The organism is Nocardia sputorum (assembly GCF_027924405.1).
Classification (GTDB): domain Bacteria; phylum Actinomycetota; class Actinomycetes; order Mycobacteriales; family Mycobacteriaceae; genus Nocardia; species Nocardia sputorum.
The window spans coordinates 2,466,184-2,481,881 of sequence record NZ_AP026978.1 but is presented as its reverse complement, the minus strand read 5'-3'; the positions used below and the strand labels follow the sequence as shown (position 1 = coordinate 2,481,881).

The following is a 15,698-nucleotide window of genomic DNA, read 5'->3' as shown; positions in this document are numbered from 1 at the left end:
AGTATAGCCATTTAATGAGATTGTCTTCTAATATGACATTATGAGCTTGCCTACCGGACATGTCACAGCCCGTACCGAACAGCCCGTGACTCTCATCAACGCCTTCTCGGTGCCGATGTCGCAGAAGGACCGATTCCTCGACCGCTGGAAGGACAACGCGCGGTGCATGGCATCGGCGCCGGGGTTCATCCAGGCCCGCATGCTCCAAGCTGTCAGCGACCAGGCGGAGCTCACCTTCGTGAACGTCGCAGAATGGGAAAGCGGCACCGCCCTGGACGCGGCGCGCACCGACCCGCAGTGGCAGCAATCGATCCGGCGGATGATCGACGACCCCGACTTGGATGTCATCGCGCGGCCGATGGTCTACCGATCCGCCATCGACGTGGTGCCAGGCGACACGCTCCGATGACCGGCTGAGAAGCGGGCTCTGCGCGAGGCCGACTCGGCACTACGCGGCCCGGCAGCGAATCGCCTGCGCGCAACGCCGTACCTGATCTCAGCTCGCGTTGAGCAACTCGCGTCGGGGTGCCCTCGACGACAGGGATGCCAAGGCAGCCAGACCGAGAATCGGTGCTGTCGATGTCGCCGCAGGCCGATTCCTGCCTCGATGTGCTGCGAACGCAAGCGAAGCCCTTCAGCACACGAGCGTCGCCAGTACCGCATCGAGCGCTTTGCGCATGTCGTCGGACTCGATGCGCATGAGCGTATTCTCGTCCAGCGCGCGGAGGTCGAGACTGTCGTCCATCGCGAGGCGGTATTCCCGTTCTTCCTCGGCACTTTCGATAACATTGCGAATGAACCGGCCGTTACCCGCGAGGTCGACACCGCGGCGGGGCAGGCCGCTCTGATCGGTGCCTTCGCTGGCGTACAGCTCCGCACACGCCTGGCGCAACAACTCGACCGCCTCGTCCGACACCGCCGAATCGCGTCGGGCCGCGATGAATCGTCCGATCTCGCACAGCTCCTCGGGCGAGTACGAGTCGAATTTGACCCGCTTGGCGAAGCGGGAGGACAGGCCGTCGTTACTGGCCAGGAAGCGGTCGATCTCGCCGTCGTAGCCAGCGATGATGACGACCAGCCGATCGCGGTCGTTCTCCATCCGCGCGAGCAGGGTGTCCACGGCCTCACGCCCGAACGCGTCACCGCCGGACAGGCCCGCCTGTATCAGGGTGTATGCCTCGTCGACGAAGAGCACGCCGTCCATCGCCGAGTCGATCAGCGCGTTGGATTTGATCGCTGTGGAGCCCAGATGCTGGCCGACGAAGTCGGCACGTTTGGCTTCCACGACCTTGTCGGTCTCGAGCAGGCCGAGCCCGCAGTAGATTTTCGCCACCACCCGCGCGATCGTCGTCTTGCCGGTGCCGGGTGGGCCGGTGAAGGCCAGATGCTGGCCCCGCGGCATGCTGTTGAGCCCCTTCTCGGCCCTGATCTTGGCCATCGTCGCCGAGGACTGGAGCTTGGCGACCTGAACCTTCACCGCCCCGAGGCCGATCTGGGATTCCAGTTCCCGGCGGGCCGCGGCGAGAATCATCTCGGCCCGGTGATGCTGCTCCGCCTCGGCCGCCTCGGCCCGCGACGGCGCCGACGCCGGATCCCACCGATCCGTGCGCGCGTCGATCTGATCCTTGGTGGTGACCATGATGCGGAACTTGGGGTCACGCATCGCGGTCGCATTGGACGCGAACCCGGGCACCTGGGTGTAGACGGTCTCGAACAACGCCCGCGCCTCGTCCTCGTGGCCCTGCTCGCGCAGTGCCAGGCCGCGGCAGTACATCGCGGCGGTGCGCGCCGCCGGAATCGGCCCTCGCTCAGCCAGTTCCAGCCGCCGGGTCGCCTCGCCGAACAGGCCGAGGTGGGCGCAGGCGGTGCCGACCATGACATGGGCGCCCGCAGCCATGTACTGGTCCTGCCATTCGGCGGAGCCGGCCAGTACTGCCATCACATCGGGCCACAGTTGCCCGGTGAAATACAGGACGCCGCGCGCATAGGCGCAGATCTTGTCGTCGATGGCGCGATCGGGATCGTCGACGAGCCGGCCGCGCCGCTGATCGAGTTCATCGAGCACCCGTTCAGCCTCGTCGTAATCTCCGTCCTCGAGCAGGTGCATAGCCTGGGCGAGCCAGATCTCGGTGAGGCTCGCGATCGGATAGTCGATGTACTGCCCGATCTGGAACCGGCCGGCGAGCTGTCGCGACGGAAGCCCGAGGCGACGTTGCTCGCGCAGGAGCGACGTGGTGGAGGTGCGATGCAGATTGCGCAGCACGTCCTGGGTGACGTCGCCCGCTGCCGCCCGCCCGAGCCAGGCATCACACATGTCGGGATCGAGTTCGGTGGCTCGACGGAACGCGACCTTGGCGTACTCGAGATTCTTGGCGGCCTGCTGGCCGTCGACCATCAGACCAAGCGAGAGCACGCCCGCGTCGAAGATCTGTTGCGCTTGCCGAATGGCTGACATGTCCGCAACGTAACCCGGGCTTCCGCGCGCGGCGCGGTGGACTCTCTCGGTTCCCACCGGGCATTCATCGGCGGTTCACCTGCACTCGCCCGCCTTCACCGAAAACCGCATGTCGGAGTCGTTCGACGGTTACGGCGAGGCGAACTCCGCCGGCGCACCCTGTCACCACTGATGCGAGGTGGCTACGTTCGGCGAACGTCGCAACCCACAGAGTCGGAGTTCTCAGCGTTATGGAGTCAACGGCGGTCGAGCCGCAACTGTGCCGGGTCTCGGTGATCGGCGGGAACACCCAGGTCGATGTAGTCCTGCCCGCAACGGTGCCGATCGCGAATTTCATTCCGGATGTGGTGGCACTCATCGCTTCTCACAATCCAGACCTGTCCGAGCAGGAGGAGGAAGGGCCGGTGACCGCGCAGCACTGGACACTGTCGCGGCTGGGGCAGACTGCGATCGATCCGGTGCGCACCCTGACCGAGGCCGACGTCTTCGACGGCGATCTGCTGGTGCTGGGCGCGGTGGATTCGGTCGAGTCGCCCGCGCTCTTCGACGACGTCATCGATGCGGTGGCCCGGCTCACGGACAGTTCGTTCCGCGGATGGACCGCGGAGTCGGCCGGCTGGGCAGGGCTCGGTGGCGCGGTCGCCGCGGTCGTGGGCGCGTGCGTGCTGTTACTGTTCGCCGCCGCGGATGTCGGCGGCGGCCTTCCGGGCGCGGCCGGCCTCGCCACCGGGCTGCTGTCCCTGGTCGGGGCTGCGGTGATCGCACGGATGTACGCGGCGCCGCTGGCCGCCACCGCCGTGGCACTGTGTGGGCTGCTGCTGTGCGGCGCCGGCGCCGGCGCGCTGGTTCCCGGACCGCTGGGCGCTCCGCATCTGTTGCTGAGCTGTGCCGCCATCGTGCTGCTGGCGGTGATCGCGATGCGGGGGATCGCCGTGCGCCCCACCATGTTCACCGCGGTGATCACGGTCGCGGCCTTCGGCACCGGCGCCGCGGGCACGGCGACCCTGTGGCAGGCGTCCCCGTCGAAGATCGCGGCGTGCGTCGTCTTCGTCGCCCTGCTCGGCATCACCCTGGCCCCGCGAATCGCCGTGGCCGCCGCGCGCCTGCCCGTCCCGCCGGTGCCGACCGCGGGCGGGGTGATCGACCCGCGCGACCACGAGCCGCGACCGACCATCGAGGGCATCGGCGCGATCGGCGCGACCACGATCCCGTCGGCCGCCGGTCTGGCCGAGCGATCCCGGCTCGCCAACGACTATCAGTCGGGCATGATCGCCGGCATTGTGACGGTGACGGTGACGGCGACGATCGTGGTCGTCGCGGCGGCCATCGACCATCTCTGGCAAACCGCGTTGCTCGCGGTGGCGGTGGGGATCGTGCTCGCCCGGCGCGGACGCGCCTTCTCCGACCTCACCCAGGCGGCGATGATGGTGGCAGGCGGATGCGCGGCACTGATCCCGCCGATCGTGCTGCTGGGCGTGCACATCACGGGTGCGGCCCTGCCCGCGGCGGGTGCGTTGCTCGGGGTGGCGGCGCTGGCGTTGCTGATCGGTGTGGCCGGGCCCGAGCTCGAGATCTCGCCGGTCGTGCAGCGCGCGGGCGAACTGCTGGAGTATCTGATGATCTGCCTGATCGGGCCACTGATCTTCTGGATCGTCGACGTGTACGCCATGGCGCGCAATGCGTGAGTACCTGCGGGTGGCCAGATCAGCCGCGGTGGGGACGGCGGCCGCGACCCTGGTGGCGACGACGGCATTGGCCCCCGCCGGTCCGGCGGCGGCCGTCGCACCACCCGGAGTCGATCCCGGCGCGCTGGTCACCGACGCCCCGGTGGCGCCTCCGGAGCCCTCGCAGCAGCGGCTGCTGTGCTCGGAACCTCGCTGGTCGGGTCCCGCGCCGGTGGGCGTGCCCGCGGTGCAGAAGGCGCTCGCGCTCGCCGACGCCTGGGAGTTCAGCCGGGGCGAAGGACAACTCGTCGCCGTGATCGACACCGGAGTCAACCGGCATCCGCGCCTGACCGTCGAGGCCGGCGGGGACTACGTCTCCGATTCCGACGGCACCGCCGACTGCGACGGGCACGGCACCATGGTCGCGGGCATCATCGCTGCCCACCCGTCCTCCGACGGCAGCGACGGTTTCGCGGGGGTCGCGCCCGCCGCCACGGTGCTGACGATTCGCCAGACCAGTCTGGCCTACCAGGCGAAGAACAGTTACGGCAGCGACCGGCCCGGTGGCATGTCGGCCGGTGGCTACGGCACGGTGGCCACGCTCGCGCACGCCGTGGTCCGCGCGGTGGACCTGCGCGCGTCGGTCATCGATATCTCCGAAGTGTCCTGCCAGCCCGCCGGGTCTCCCCCGGTGGACGGAATGCTGGGCGCCGCTTTGAAATACGCCTACGACCACGATGTCGTCGTGGTCGCCGCCGCGGGCAATCTGCAGTCCCAGGGGGCGTGCAAGGAGCAGAACGGCACCTCGGGGTGGGATGCGGTCCGCACCATCGCGACGCCCGCCTGGTTCTCGCAGTATGTGCTGTCGGTGGCCTCGGTCGAGCCCGACGGGGCACCGTCGTCGTTCACGCTGTACGGACCGTGGGTCGGGGTGGCCGCACCCGGGGACAACCTGATGTCGCTGGACAGCAAGCCCGGTGGCACCGGACTCGTCAACGGCACCCCGCAGGCCGACGGCGGGGTGTCCCCCGTCGCGGGAACCAGTTTCTCCAGTGCCTATGTCGCGGGCCTGGCCGCGCTGGTCCGCGCCCGCCATCCCGCGCTGTCGGCAGGTGAGGTGATGACCAGGATCATCGCTACCGCCCACGCGCCGGGCGACGGTCACGACTCGCGGCTCGGCGCGGGCATGATCGACCCGGTCGCGGCGCTCACCGCCGTCCTGCCTGCCGAATCGGGCCGCGATCCGGCCGCGGGCACACAGATCGCGGGCCCGACACCGCCGACGCCGGTCAACCCGTGGCCCCGCCGCATCGGGCTGACGGGCGCGGCCGCCTGCCTGACCGTGCTGGCCATCCTGTCGACCCTCTCGATTCCCTTCCGGCGCGACCGGCACACACCGCTGGCCCTGCCCGGCGACGACCGAGAAATGGAACAGCCATGACGACACAGGGTTTCATCCGGCTGGCCCGGATCGCGCCGCCGCGCCCGCCCGGCGGCGAAGTCGTCCTCAACGCCCCGCCGGAGATCACCGCGCCGGTGCCCGCGCCGCTGTGGCAGCGGCTACTGCCGCTGGTCATGGTGGTCGCCATGGTCGGCATGATGGCGCTGATGTTCACCATGAGCGGCAAGGCCGCGCTGACCAACCCCATGGCGATCATGTTCCCGATGATGATGCTGATGTCGATGGTCGGCATGTTCGCAGGCCGCGCCGGCGGCGGTGGCAAGAAGGCCGCCGAGCTCAACGAGGAACGCAAGGACTATTTCCGCTACCTCGACCAGCTGCGCCGCGATGTGCGCGGTACCGGCGCAGCGCAGCGTGCGGCGCTGATATGGAGTCACCCACACCCGGCCGACCTGCACGCGCTGATCGGCACCCGCCGCATGTGGGAACGCAGGCCCGGCGACCCGGATTTCGGTCACGTGCGCATCGGTATCGGCAGCCACCGTATCGCCACCAAGCTGTCGCGGCCCGAAACCGGCCCGCTCGAGGACCTGGAACCGGTGGCGACTGTAGCGCTGCGCCGGTTCGTACGCACCCACTCGGTGGTCCACGGCCTGCCTACCGCCATCTCGCTGCGGGCGTTCCCGGCGGTCAACATCGAGGGTCCGCGTGAGCACGGACGCGCGCTGGTGCGGTCGATGCTGATGGAGCTGGCCACCTTTCACGGTCCCGATTTCCTCGTCTTCGCCGTCGTCACCGGCGATCCCGACGGCGACGCCTGGCGCTGGACGAAATGGCTTCCACACCTGCAGCATCCGCGCGACCGCGACGGAGTCGGCTCCGCCCGCATGCTGTACGAATCACTCTCGGAACTCGAGACCGCGCTGAACGAGGACCTGCTCGAACGCGGGCGCTTCTTGCGCAACGCTCCACCGACGCCCGGCCGCCCACATGTCGTAGTCGTGATCGATGACGGTTACGTCAGCGGATCCGAACGCACCATCAGCGACGCGGGACTGGACTCGGTCACCGTGCTCGACCTGACCGCCCCGCAGACCGGGCTCGCGGTGCGGCGCGGCCTGCAACTGGTGGCCGAGGACGAGGTGATCGGTGCGCGCACCGGCGGATCGGTGGAGAACTTCGCGGGCCCGGACCGGGTGAGCCCGGAGGTCGCGGCGACTTTCGCCCGCGCGACGGCGCGCTATCGCATCGCCACCACCGCGCAGATCGTCAACCTCGGCGAGGATGTCAGCGGAGACCCGGGTCTGATGTCGCTGCTCGCGATTCCGGACGCGGCGCGCATCGATCCCGATACCGTGTGGCGGCCCCGGTCCTCCCGCGAACGGCTCAGGGTGCCGATCGGCGTCACCCCCGACGGCACTCCGGTCGACATCGACATCAAGGAATCGGCCGAGAACGGCATGGGCCCGCACGGTCTGTGCATCGGCGCGACGGGCTCGGGCAAATCGGAATTCCTGCGCACCCTGGTGCTGTCGATGGTCACCACGCACTCGCCCGACCTGCTCAACCTGGTCCTGGTCGACTTCAAAGGGGGCGCGACCTTCCTGGGGCTCGACCCGCTGCCGCATGTGTCCGCGGTCATCACCAACCTCGAGGAAGAACTCTCGATGGTCGACCGGATGCGTGACGCGCTGGCGGGCGAGCTGACCCGACGGCAGGAACTGTTGCGAGCCGCAGGCAATTTCGCCAACGTGACCGAGTACGAGAAGGCCAGGGCCAACGGCGCACAGCTCGATCCGCTGCCCGCGCTGTTCATCATCGTCGACGAGTTCTCCGAATTACTCTCGCAGAAACCGGATTTCGCCGAGCTGTTCGTGATGATCGGCCGGCTGGGCCGCTCCCTGCGGGTGCACCTTCTGCTGGCCTCGCAGCGCCTCGAGGAGAATCGCCTGCGCGGTCTCGACTCGCACCTGTCCTACCGGATCGGCCTGCGCACCTTCTCCGCCGGAGAATCGCGCCAGGTCCTCGGCATCACCGATGCCTACCATCTGCCCGGCCAGCCCGGTGCCGGATACCTCAAGAGCGATTCCTCCGACCCGCTGCGGTTCAACGCTACCTACGTCTCCGGTCCCTACGTGGCCCCGGTCGACGGCGGGCCCGCCAGCGGACCGGCAACCGGCGCCGCGGGCACGGTCGACTTGTTCACCGCCGCGGCCGTGGCCGTCCGCGAGACACCTCCGATCGAGGTCGAGCTGCCGGACTTGAGCCAACTGCTCGGCGGCACCGAATCCGAGACCGCCCACGAACAATCGCTGCTGCAGGTGGTCGTCGACCGGCTGACCGGCCACGGCCGACCGGCGCACCAAGTGTGGCTACCGCCCCTGGACATCACCCCGACCGTGGACATGCTGCTGCCCGATCAGGATTGGCGTTCGGCGAACAACCGCAACGGCCGGCTGTGGCTGCCGATCGGCATCGTCGACAAACCCTACGAGCAGCGGCGCGATGTCCTCACCATCGATCTGGCCGGCGCCCAGGGCAATATCGCGGTAGTCGGCGGGCCACAGTCGGGGAAATCGACCGCCCTGCGCACCATCATCATGTCCGCCGCCGCCACCCACACCCCCGAGCAGGTGCAGTTCTACTGCCTGGATTTCGGTGGTGGCGCCCTGGCCGCCCTGGCGGGACTCCCGCATGTCGGTTCGGCGGCAGGCCGCCTGCAAGGCGATCGGGTTCGGCGCACGGTAGCCGAGCTGAGCATGCTGCTGCGTCAGCGCGAACGCCGCTTCCTCGACCTCGGCATCGAGAACATGCGCGATTTCCGCAAGGTGAAGGCGCATCTCGCCGAGCTGCCCGCCGCGGAGCAAGAGGCGCACCCACTCGCGAGCGACCTGTTCGGCGACGTATTCCTCGTCATCGACGGGTGGGCGGCGTTCCGCGAGGAGTTCGACATCGTCGAGGGCCAGGTGCTCGCCCTGGCCGCGCGGGGCCTGTCCTACGGCATCCACCTCGTCCTCGGCGCCAACCGGTGGGCCGAGATCCGTCCGGTGGTCAAGGACCAGATCGGTACCAGGATCGAGCTCCGTCTCGGTGACCCGTCGGACTCGGAGATGGATCGCCGGGCCGCCGTGGGTGTTCCGATCAACAGGCCGGGCCGCGGCATGACGGCCGACCGGCTGCACATGCTGATCGCGCTGCCGCGCCTGGACACCGATGTCGACCCGGCCACCCTCGCCGAAGGTGTCACCGCCGCGAAGGAGGTCCTGGCCGAGCTCTACGGCGAGCGGCGCGCACCGGCGGTACGTCAGCTCCCCCTGGAACTGGACCGCGCCCCCGTGCTCGAGACCGCGCGGGCACAGCGGCTACGGCTCGACAACAAACGGGTCCTCATCGGGTTGAGCGAGTCCGAGCTGGCGCCGATGGTGCTCGACTTCGAGGAGCAGCCGCACCTGCTGGTCTTCGCCGACGTGGGCTGCGGCAAGACCACCCTCCTCCGCAATATCGCGCAGGGCATCGTCGAGAACTCCACCCCGAACGAGGCCCGCATCATTCTCGTCGACTATCGGCGCACCATGCTCGGCGCGATCGAGGGCCCGCACCTGGCCGGGTACTCGACCTCGGCGCAGACCTCGGTCCCGACGCTGAAAGAGGTCGCGGGTTTCGTGTCGCAGCGGATGCCGGGAGCCGACATCACCCCGGCACAGCTGCGCGACCGCAGCTGGTGGACCGGCCCCGAGGTGTATGTGGTCGTCGACGACTACGACATGGTGGCGTCCAACAATCCGCTACTCCCGCTGATGGATCTGCTCCCGCAGGCTCGAGATATCGGCCTGCATGTGATCATCGCCCGGCGCTCCGGTGGTGCCTCGCGCGCGCTATACGATTCGGTGCTCGGGCCGCTGAAGGACATGTCGGTGGACGGGCTGCTGATGAGCACACCCAAGGACGAGGGCGTCCTGCTCGGTGATGTGCGGGCGGCACAGTATCCGCCCGGCCGCGGCATGCTGGTCTCGCGCACCCGGGGCCGCGAACTCGTCCAGATCTGCCGTCTACCACCGCTGTGACCGGGTCCGAACAGACTCACCTGAGCGGGTGTGTCGGCACACAGGATGACGTGTGCCGACGCACCCGGCGCGCGTCACGACAACGGAGTTCACCGCGACTTCAGTTGTTCACCTACCGGCAACATCGCCCGATCGGCGGACGGGAATCCCGCCGTGACAACGAGACCGCGGGGATCAGCCGCCTCGATGAAGAACAGCCCCGCGTACTGGGCCACCATGGTCGCCGCGATCGGCAGCCCGAGACCGGAACCGCCGGTGCCGGACTGTGTTCCGCGGAAGAATCGCGTGGTCAGCTGATCGAGTTCGTCCGGCGGTACCCCGACGCCGTCGTCCCGGACGGACACGACGACCGACTCGCATTCGTGGCCGACGGTGATCGTGGTCTGCGCGTCCCGCCCGGCATACCGGGCGGAATTGCTCAGTGCCACATCGAGGATCTGCGTCAGCACACCGGCCGGAACGGCCGCGGCCGCGACATCGGTGAGCGCCTCCAGGGTCAGCGTCATATCCGCTTGCGCGAAGGCGGCGTGCCACGACTCGACCCGCTCCCGGGCCACCGTCACCGCATCACACGCCGCGACCGGCCGCGCGACCTCGGATTCCACGACCGCCGCGCTCAGCAATCCGTCGAGCAGTTCGGTGAGCCGGTCGACCTCGCTCACGACGCCGACGAACGTCGCCGCCGCGTGGTCGTGGGCGATCATCGGCTGCAGCGCCTGCAGGCGGAGGGCCAGCGCGGCCAGCGGATTACGCAGTGAATGGGCGGTGTCGACCACATGCTGACGCTCCGCGGCGGCCAGGTCCGCGACCGCTCTGGTCACCGCCTGGACACCGGTGGCGAGTTCGACGATCTCCGGTGGGCCGTGCCTGAGCGAGCCGGACCGCCGCGGCTCGACCGCGGCCACCGGCAGCGTGGAGGTCAGCGCGTCGACATCGCGCAGCAGCTCCGACACCGGGCGCAGAATCCATCCCGACACCGCGAGGGCCGCCCCGCAGAACACCAGCAGCGCGGTCGCGGTCGCACAGCCGAGCTGGATCCAGCTGTCGGCGATTCCGCCGCGGGTCGCCGCGGTGGAGATGACGATGACCACCACACCGCCGGCTTGCGGCCAGGTCCCGATGGGTTGCGCCACGATCATCGGATGGGTGCTCCACGGATACAGCATGTCCGGCGGAACGAACTGGTGCGCGTTTCTCGAGACCGCGGCGACCCGGGCATTGCCACGATCGACGCCCAGATCGACCATGAGCCGACCGCTGTTGGCGATCACCAGGATTCCGTTACCGGTCTGCTCGTAGTAGGTCTGCGCGGCGTCGTCGAGACCGGCCGGATTCGACGAGGCCATCGCCGCGAAGCGGTTGGCGTCCTGGATCCGATCGATGAGCAGGCCCTGGGTGCGGGTCGCCGCGACCTGGTAGCCGATGCCGATGGCAAAGCAGGTCATGCAGATCGTCGCGAGGAGCGTGAACGTGCTCACCAGCCGAACTCGCATCGGGCGATGTCACCGGGCCCAGCGGTATCCGAAGCCGTGAATGGTCGTGATCAGGCCGGGGCGCTGCAATTTCGCCCGCAGCGCACCGATGTGGACGTCGAGTGAACGGGAGGTGGACGCGGTCTTCTCCCCCCAGATCTCGTCCATGATCTTGTCGCGCCGCACCGCGACTCCGGCCTGCTCCACCAGCACCCGCGCGACCGCGAATTCCTTCTGGGTCAGCTGCACCGGCAGCCCGGCCACCTCGACGTGCCGGGCCGCCAAATTCACGGTGACGTCGCCGGTGACCACCACATCGGGACAGGACTCGGCTTCCCCGCGGCGCCGGCCCACCGCTTCCAAGCGCGCGGCGAGTTCCCCGACTCTGGGCGGTTTGACCATGTAGTCGTCGGCCCCGGCGCGCAGGCAGGACACTACGGCCAGCTCGTCGCCCTCGGCGGTAAGCATGATCACCGGCACCGCGCTCACCTTGCGGAGCTGACGCAGCACCAGATACCCGTTGACGTCGGGTAGACCGAGATCGAGGATGACCGCGTCGTAGGCGGTGTGGCCGGTCAGCAGGTCCAGACCGTGCGAAAGGTGGTCGACCGTCGCGAAACCATGAGCCCGGAGGCCGTCGACGACCGCGTCGGCCACGCCTGCGTCGTCTTCCACCACCACTACCCGCACGACCCGGTCCTTCCTACCGTCCAGATTCGAACCGTCTGGACAATAGGTGAGACTACAACAGGTAATGGTCTATGCCGTCAGGTGACGGTATGTGAGATACCCTGCGCAGCAGTCCGTTCCACGCCGGAACCAGCCCTCACGCGGTGGCCCGGTTACCAGCGGCGCGCACCGCGTGCTGCGCGGGCGCCGCGACGACCACGGGCGCGTAGCCGGCGAGCCGGGGCACGGGCGGCAGACTGGAGAACCGTTTGCGCAGATTGCCGATCTGCCGATAGACCTCGCGCAATTCCTCGTGCAAGGCCCGAATCTCCTCGTGCAGCTGTTCGGCTTCATCGACGAGCTGGGCCTGGAACAGCTTGCCCTGTTCGAGCTGCGCACGCTCGGCTCGCGACCGGGCCAAGATCTCCTCGGCCGATGTCCGCGACGGGGAGGTTCGCGCGGCGGCACAACGTTTCGGAGTGCGGCGGCGCGCGGGAGTGCCGTCGTCGACCTTTTCCATGGCGACCCCAGCCTTTCGATGATCGGATTGTCCGGCAAGAATTATGCGCGCCTTTCCGGGGCCGACCAATATCCGGCCGAGATTTTTGCAAACAATTTGTAAGAAAATGCGAATCACTCAGATTCTTGAGAATTCCTTGAGGAACTGGCGAGTACTTCGGAATTCGGCCTGTCCGACGCCCCGAGGCCTCGGGCGGCCAGGACCAGCAGCACGACCATCGCGACCACGACAACGGCGATGGTGGCGAGCAAGGCGTGCCGATAGCCGGCCAGGAACGCGTTCTGCACGGCCTCCGCGAGCGGCCCACCGACCGCGTCGCCCGCCGAGGTGGCCGTGGCCACGTTCATGCCCAGCGGCTGACCGTCGGCGACGATGCCGCCGTGCGCCGCCACCCGGGCCGGAATGACGAGGCCGGCGCGGTAGCCCTGATCCACCAGACCGCCGGTCACCGCCAATCCGAGCAGGCTGCCGATCTGCACGGCCGCCGACTGCGCGGCGAAGGGAATGCCGTTGCGCCGGACCGGCATCGCGGTGCTGATCGCGTCCAGCCCAACCGCGGCCACGATGCCCAATCCGACGCTCATCACCGCCACCATGGCCACGATCCGCTCCAGGCTGCCCGCGGCGTCGGCGGTGAGCCCGATGGCCAGACCGTCCAGGATCGTCGTCAAACCGATGACCAACGAAATAGTGGCGCTGGTCCGACGCCGCAGCATCACACCCGCCTTGGCGCCGGCGGCGGAAGCCACACAGGCGGGCACGAAGATCGCGGCGCCGCCGGCGATCGGCCCTGAGCCGCGCACCGCCTGCAGGTACTGGATCGTCAGGAAGATGATGCCGAACTCGGCCACGACAGCGGTCGACAGCGCGAGCATCGCGAGCCGCAGGCGCGGCTCGGGTCGCATCAGGATGTCATGGGGCAGTTCGCCGCCCCGGCGGATTGTGGCCGCCAGGACCAGCAGGCACGTGCCCGCCACCAGCGTGGCGATGACCGCCGGCGCCGTCCAGCCCCAGTCCGGCGCCTTGAACAACCCCAGCGCCACCAGGCCCGAGCCGGTCATCGCCGCTACCGCGCTCGGCCATTCGACCGGTGCTTCCGGGTCGGCAGGACAGGGCGGAACGACCTTCACGACGCCGATCAGCAAGGCTGTCGCGACAATCGCGTCGGCCAGCGCCAGTCTGGGCCACCACATATTGTGCAGCAGCAGCCCGCTCAGCAACGGAACGACGGTGACTCCGGCCGCGAGGCAGCCCGCCCAGATCACCAGTGCCTTGGATCGTTGTCTGCCCGCCGCGTTCACGAGCACGAGGATCGACAGCGCGGACGGCACGATGGCGGCGATCCCGGCGCCCATGAACACTCTGGACACGAGCAGCGGCCATGAGGTCGAGGCGAACGCGATGTGCACCGCGAACCCGGCGAGGAAGGTCAGATAGCCGCCGATCAGTACGCGTTTGGCGCCGCAGCGGTCGGTCAGCACACCGCCCAGGAGCAGGAACACGATGAGCGACAGCACATACGCCTTGGGGATCCACAGCGAGAAGGCGAGCACATCGCGGTCACCCAACTGTTGCAGCAGGGTCGACACGGCGATGCTGTGCAGCGAGACATCCTGGCTCACCAGAAACGCGGTGGCGTAGATCAACGCCAGGACGAGTATTCGCCGTCCGCGTGGTAGCGGCACCGCCGCGTCGGGCCGGTCGGTCCGTGACCGTACCGGCGCTGTGGAACCCACGACCTCGACTGCCATGCCGTGCCCTCAACTCGCTTAGCCGATCCACCCCCGCTCGGCAGTGTCGACCATCGGAGGCGATCCCGCCAATCGACGGGCCGCGGCAGCTCCGCAATCCACCATTGTCTGTCGGGTGGGGTGGCGCCGTGCGCTGGTGACCGGCGCCATCAGTTCGCGAGCCTTGCGGCCGGCCTCGGCATGCTCGGACCATAGCGAGCCGCCTCGGCACCAGCGACCCGAGCGCAATCCGTTCACCTGCTCGTCACTTCCGGTGACCGGTTACCGGACCGGACCGGCGGGCCTGACGATGTCGCGCGCGATCAATGCCGACTGGCGATCGAGCATCGGCCCGGCGGGCAGTTGACTGATGATCTGCCACGGGACGAGTTTCGGCTCGGTGTGGCCTAGGACCGTCGCCGAGGCGAGGTCGGGGATGCCGAACCGCACACCGGTGTCGGTGACGTAGAACAGGCTGTCGCGGCGGGTGCTGTCGAGTTCGATGCCGGTGGCCTGGACGAACTCCCCGGTGGACGCGGGAACGTACACCGCATGTGCCGCGTCGCCCGCGACGAGCGACACCGGTGTCCGGCCGGCGACCAGCGGCAGCTGTCTGCCGGCGAGCAACCGCAGGGTCGCCACCTGATCACCGGTTCCGCGAGCCCACGCCACGCACGCCACCGGGTCGGTGTCGGTGGACATGATGGTGGGGGCGGCTGCGGGGAATTGGCCGACCGGCAGTGCGTCCAGCACCGGTAGCCCGGCGATGGCATCCGGGGACAGCAGCGGAATCACCGTGAGCCCCTGAGAATTCGATGCGCGAAGGACCTCCGCGGTGAACTCGGAGATCTTCTGCACACCGCCGGCGAGCACCACATACGGCTGGGTGCCGTTCACGCCCTGCACCCGGATCACCGACCCGACAACAAGATTCCCGCCGTGCACCGTGCTGGGCGCACCCGCGTCGGGGATCTCCGGCACGACGAGTTCGGGCACCGCGACGGTCGCGTTCAGCAGTCCGGCACCGATCGGCCGCGGCCGCAGGCCACGGATCTGCAAGGTGGCCACCACCGCATCGCTGTTCATATCGATGCGAGCGTGCTTGCCGTCGAAGACGAGATAGGTCGCGCCGTCGCGGGACGCCAGCAGGGCTTCGCCGGGCGCGCTCGCGCGTATCTGCGAGCCGAGGTGCGGCGCGCCGTCGAGCACGGTGCTGCGCGACCCGTCGGTCGCGTCCTCGCACAGCGTCCACTCCGAGCGGTCACGGACGGCAGGGGCCGGCAGCGACGCCGGGGCGCCAGGGATGCCGAGGAGAGGTCCACGAGGCAGCGACGCCAGCTTCGAATCCTTCACCGACGTAGGGGATTCGCTGCTCCCGGTGATCAACCGAGCCGAGGCGAGGTTCAGCGCCGGGTGCAGGGTCTTGTCCACCATGACGTAGAGCGCTCCGCTGTCGGCGCCCATGAGGATCTTGGCATCACCCACCTGCCCCTGTGGCCGCAGGAACGCCAGCACCGCGCAGCCGACGGTCACCAGCACGGCCAGTACCAGGCCGGTCATCAGTGACCGGAATTGAATGCGCATGGGGTCGTGCAACATGCGCACGTCCCGGCGGACCAGCGCGTGCTCGAACCGTTGCAGCAGAAATCGGTAACCATTGACCTGCGCCCGGGTCGTCAACTGTGCCGGCATTACAACTCCTCCAACGCGTGAACAGTGCGC

General features: G+C 68.7%; 10 protein-coding genes. 4 read left to right on the top strand and 6 right to left on the bottom strand.

Translation table 11 applies throughout. The annotated features are described in order from the left end of the window. The first annotated feature begins 85 nt into the window (after positions 1 to 85). Positions 86 to 409: an antibiotic biosynthesis monooxygenase family protein gene (locus QMG86_RS11460; protein ID WP_281879407.1), complete on the top strand. Its 324-nt coding sequence runs from the start codon at positions 86 to 88 to the stop codon at positions 407 to 409. 225 nt (positions 410 to 634) lie between these two features. On the opposite strand, the gene eccA is transcribed toward QMG86_RS11460, so the two are convergent. Next, positions 635 to 2,455: a type VII secretion AAA-ATPase EccA gene (gene eccA, locus QMG86_RS11455; protein WP_281879406.1), complete on the bottom strand. Its 1,821-nt coding sequence runs from the start codon at positions 2,453 to 2,455 to the stop codon at positions 635 to 637. 230 nt (positions 2,456 to 2,685) lie between these two features. Here eccA and eccD point away from each other — a divergent pair, with 230 nt between their 5' ends. Genes eccD through eccCa form a run of 3 tightly spaced genes read left to right on the top strand, consistent with a single transcriptional unit; the run spans position 2,686 to position 9,585 of the window. After that, a complete protein-coding gene (eccD, locus tag QMG86_RS11450; protein ID WP_281879405.1) occupies positions 2,686 to 4,140 on the top strand; it encodes a type VII secretion integral membrane protein EccD in 1,455 nt (484 codons plus the stop codon). Next, the gene (gene mycP, locus QMG86_RS11445; RefSeq protein ID WP_281879404.1) at positions 4,133 to 5,560 is read left to right on the top strand and encodes a type VII secretion-associated serine protease mycosin; all 1,428 of its coding nucleotides are present in this window, start codon (positions 4,133 to 4,135) and stop codon (positions 5,558 to 5,560) included. Before eccD ends, mycP begins: the two co-directional genes overlap by 8 nt. Beyond that, positions 5,557 to 9,585: a type VII secretion protein EccCa gene (eccCa, locus tag QMG86_RS11440; protein ID WP_281879403.1), complete on the top strand. Its 4,029-nt coding sequence runs from the start codon at positions 5,557 to 5,559 to the stop codon at positions 9,583 to 9,585. The genes mycP and eccCa overlap by 4 nt, the downstream gene beginning before the upstream one ends. Positions 9,586 to 9,674: 89 nt before the next feature. On the opposite strand, the gene QMG86_RS11435 is transcribed toward eccCa, so the two are convergent. The 5 genes from QMG86_RS11435 to eccB form a co-directional block, all read right to left on the bottom strand. Beyond that, positions 9,675 to 11,063, bottom strand: coding sequence for a sensor histidine kinase (locus QMG86_RS11435; protein WP_281879402.1), 1,389 nt, complete (start codon positions 11,061 to 11,063; stop codon positions 9,675 to 9,677). Between the two features lie 24 nt (positions 11,064 to 11,087). Continuing rightward, positions 11,088 to 11,747, bottom strand: a complete 660-nt coding sequence (locus QMG86_RS11430) for a response regulator transcription factor (RefSeq protein ID WP_281879401.1) — start codon at positions 11,745 to 11,747, stop codon at positions 11,088 to 11,090. Positions 11,748 to 11,883: 136 nt separating this feature from the next. Beyond that, positions 11,884 to 12,363, bottom strand: a complete 480-nt coding sequence (locus QMG86_RS11425; RefSeq protein WP_281879400.1) for a hypothetical protein — start codon at positions 12,361 to 12,363, stop codon at positions 11,884 to 11,886. Then, positions 12,360 to 13,997: an MFS transporter gene (locus QMG86_RS11420; protein WP_281879399.1), complete on the bottom strand. Its 1,638-nt coding sequence runs from the start codon at positions 13,995 to 13,997 to the stop codon at positions 12,360 to 12,362. Before QMG86_RS11420 ends, QMG86_RS11425 begins: the two co-directional genes overlap by 4 nt. A 261-nt stretch (positions 13,998 to 14,258) precedes the next feature. After that, positions 14,259 to 15,668: a type VII secretion protein EccB gene (gene eccB / locus QMG86_RS11415; RefSeq protein ID WP_281879398.1), complete on the bottom strand. Its 1,410-nt coding sequence runs from the start codon at positions 15,666 to 15,668 to the stop codon at positions 14,259 to 14,261. Positions 15,669 to 15,698: the final 30 nt, after the last annotated feature.

Excerpts from the sequence above, each read along its gene's own strand:
- eccB (WP_281879398.1), bottom strand. The coding sequence starts at position 15,668 with ATGCCGGCACAGTTGACGACCCGGGCGCAGGTCAATGGTTACCGATTT.
- eccCa (WP_281879403.1), top strand. The coding sequence starts at position 5,557 with ATGACGACACAGGGTTTCATCCGGCTGGCCCGGATCGCGCCGCCGCGC.
- eccD (WP_281879405.1), top strand. The coding sequence starts at position 2,686 with ATGGAGTCAACGGCGGTCGAGCCGCAACTGTGCCGGGTCTCGGTGATC.
- mycP (WP_281879404.1), top strand. The coding sequence starts at position 4,133 with ATGCGTGAGTACCTGCGGGTGGCCAGATCAGCCGCGGTGGGGACGGCG.
- QMG86_RS11420 (WP_281879399.1), bottom strand. The coding sequence starts at position 13,997 with ATGGCAGTCGAGGTCGTGGGTTCCACAGCGCCGGTACGGTCACGGACC.
- eccA (WP_281879406.1), bottom strand. The coding sequence starts at position 2,455 with ATGTCAGCCATTCGGCAAGCGCAACAGATCTTCGACGCGGGCGTGCTC.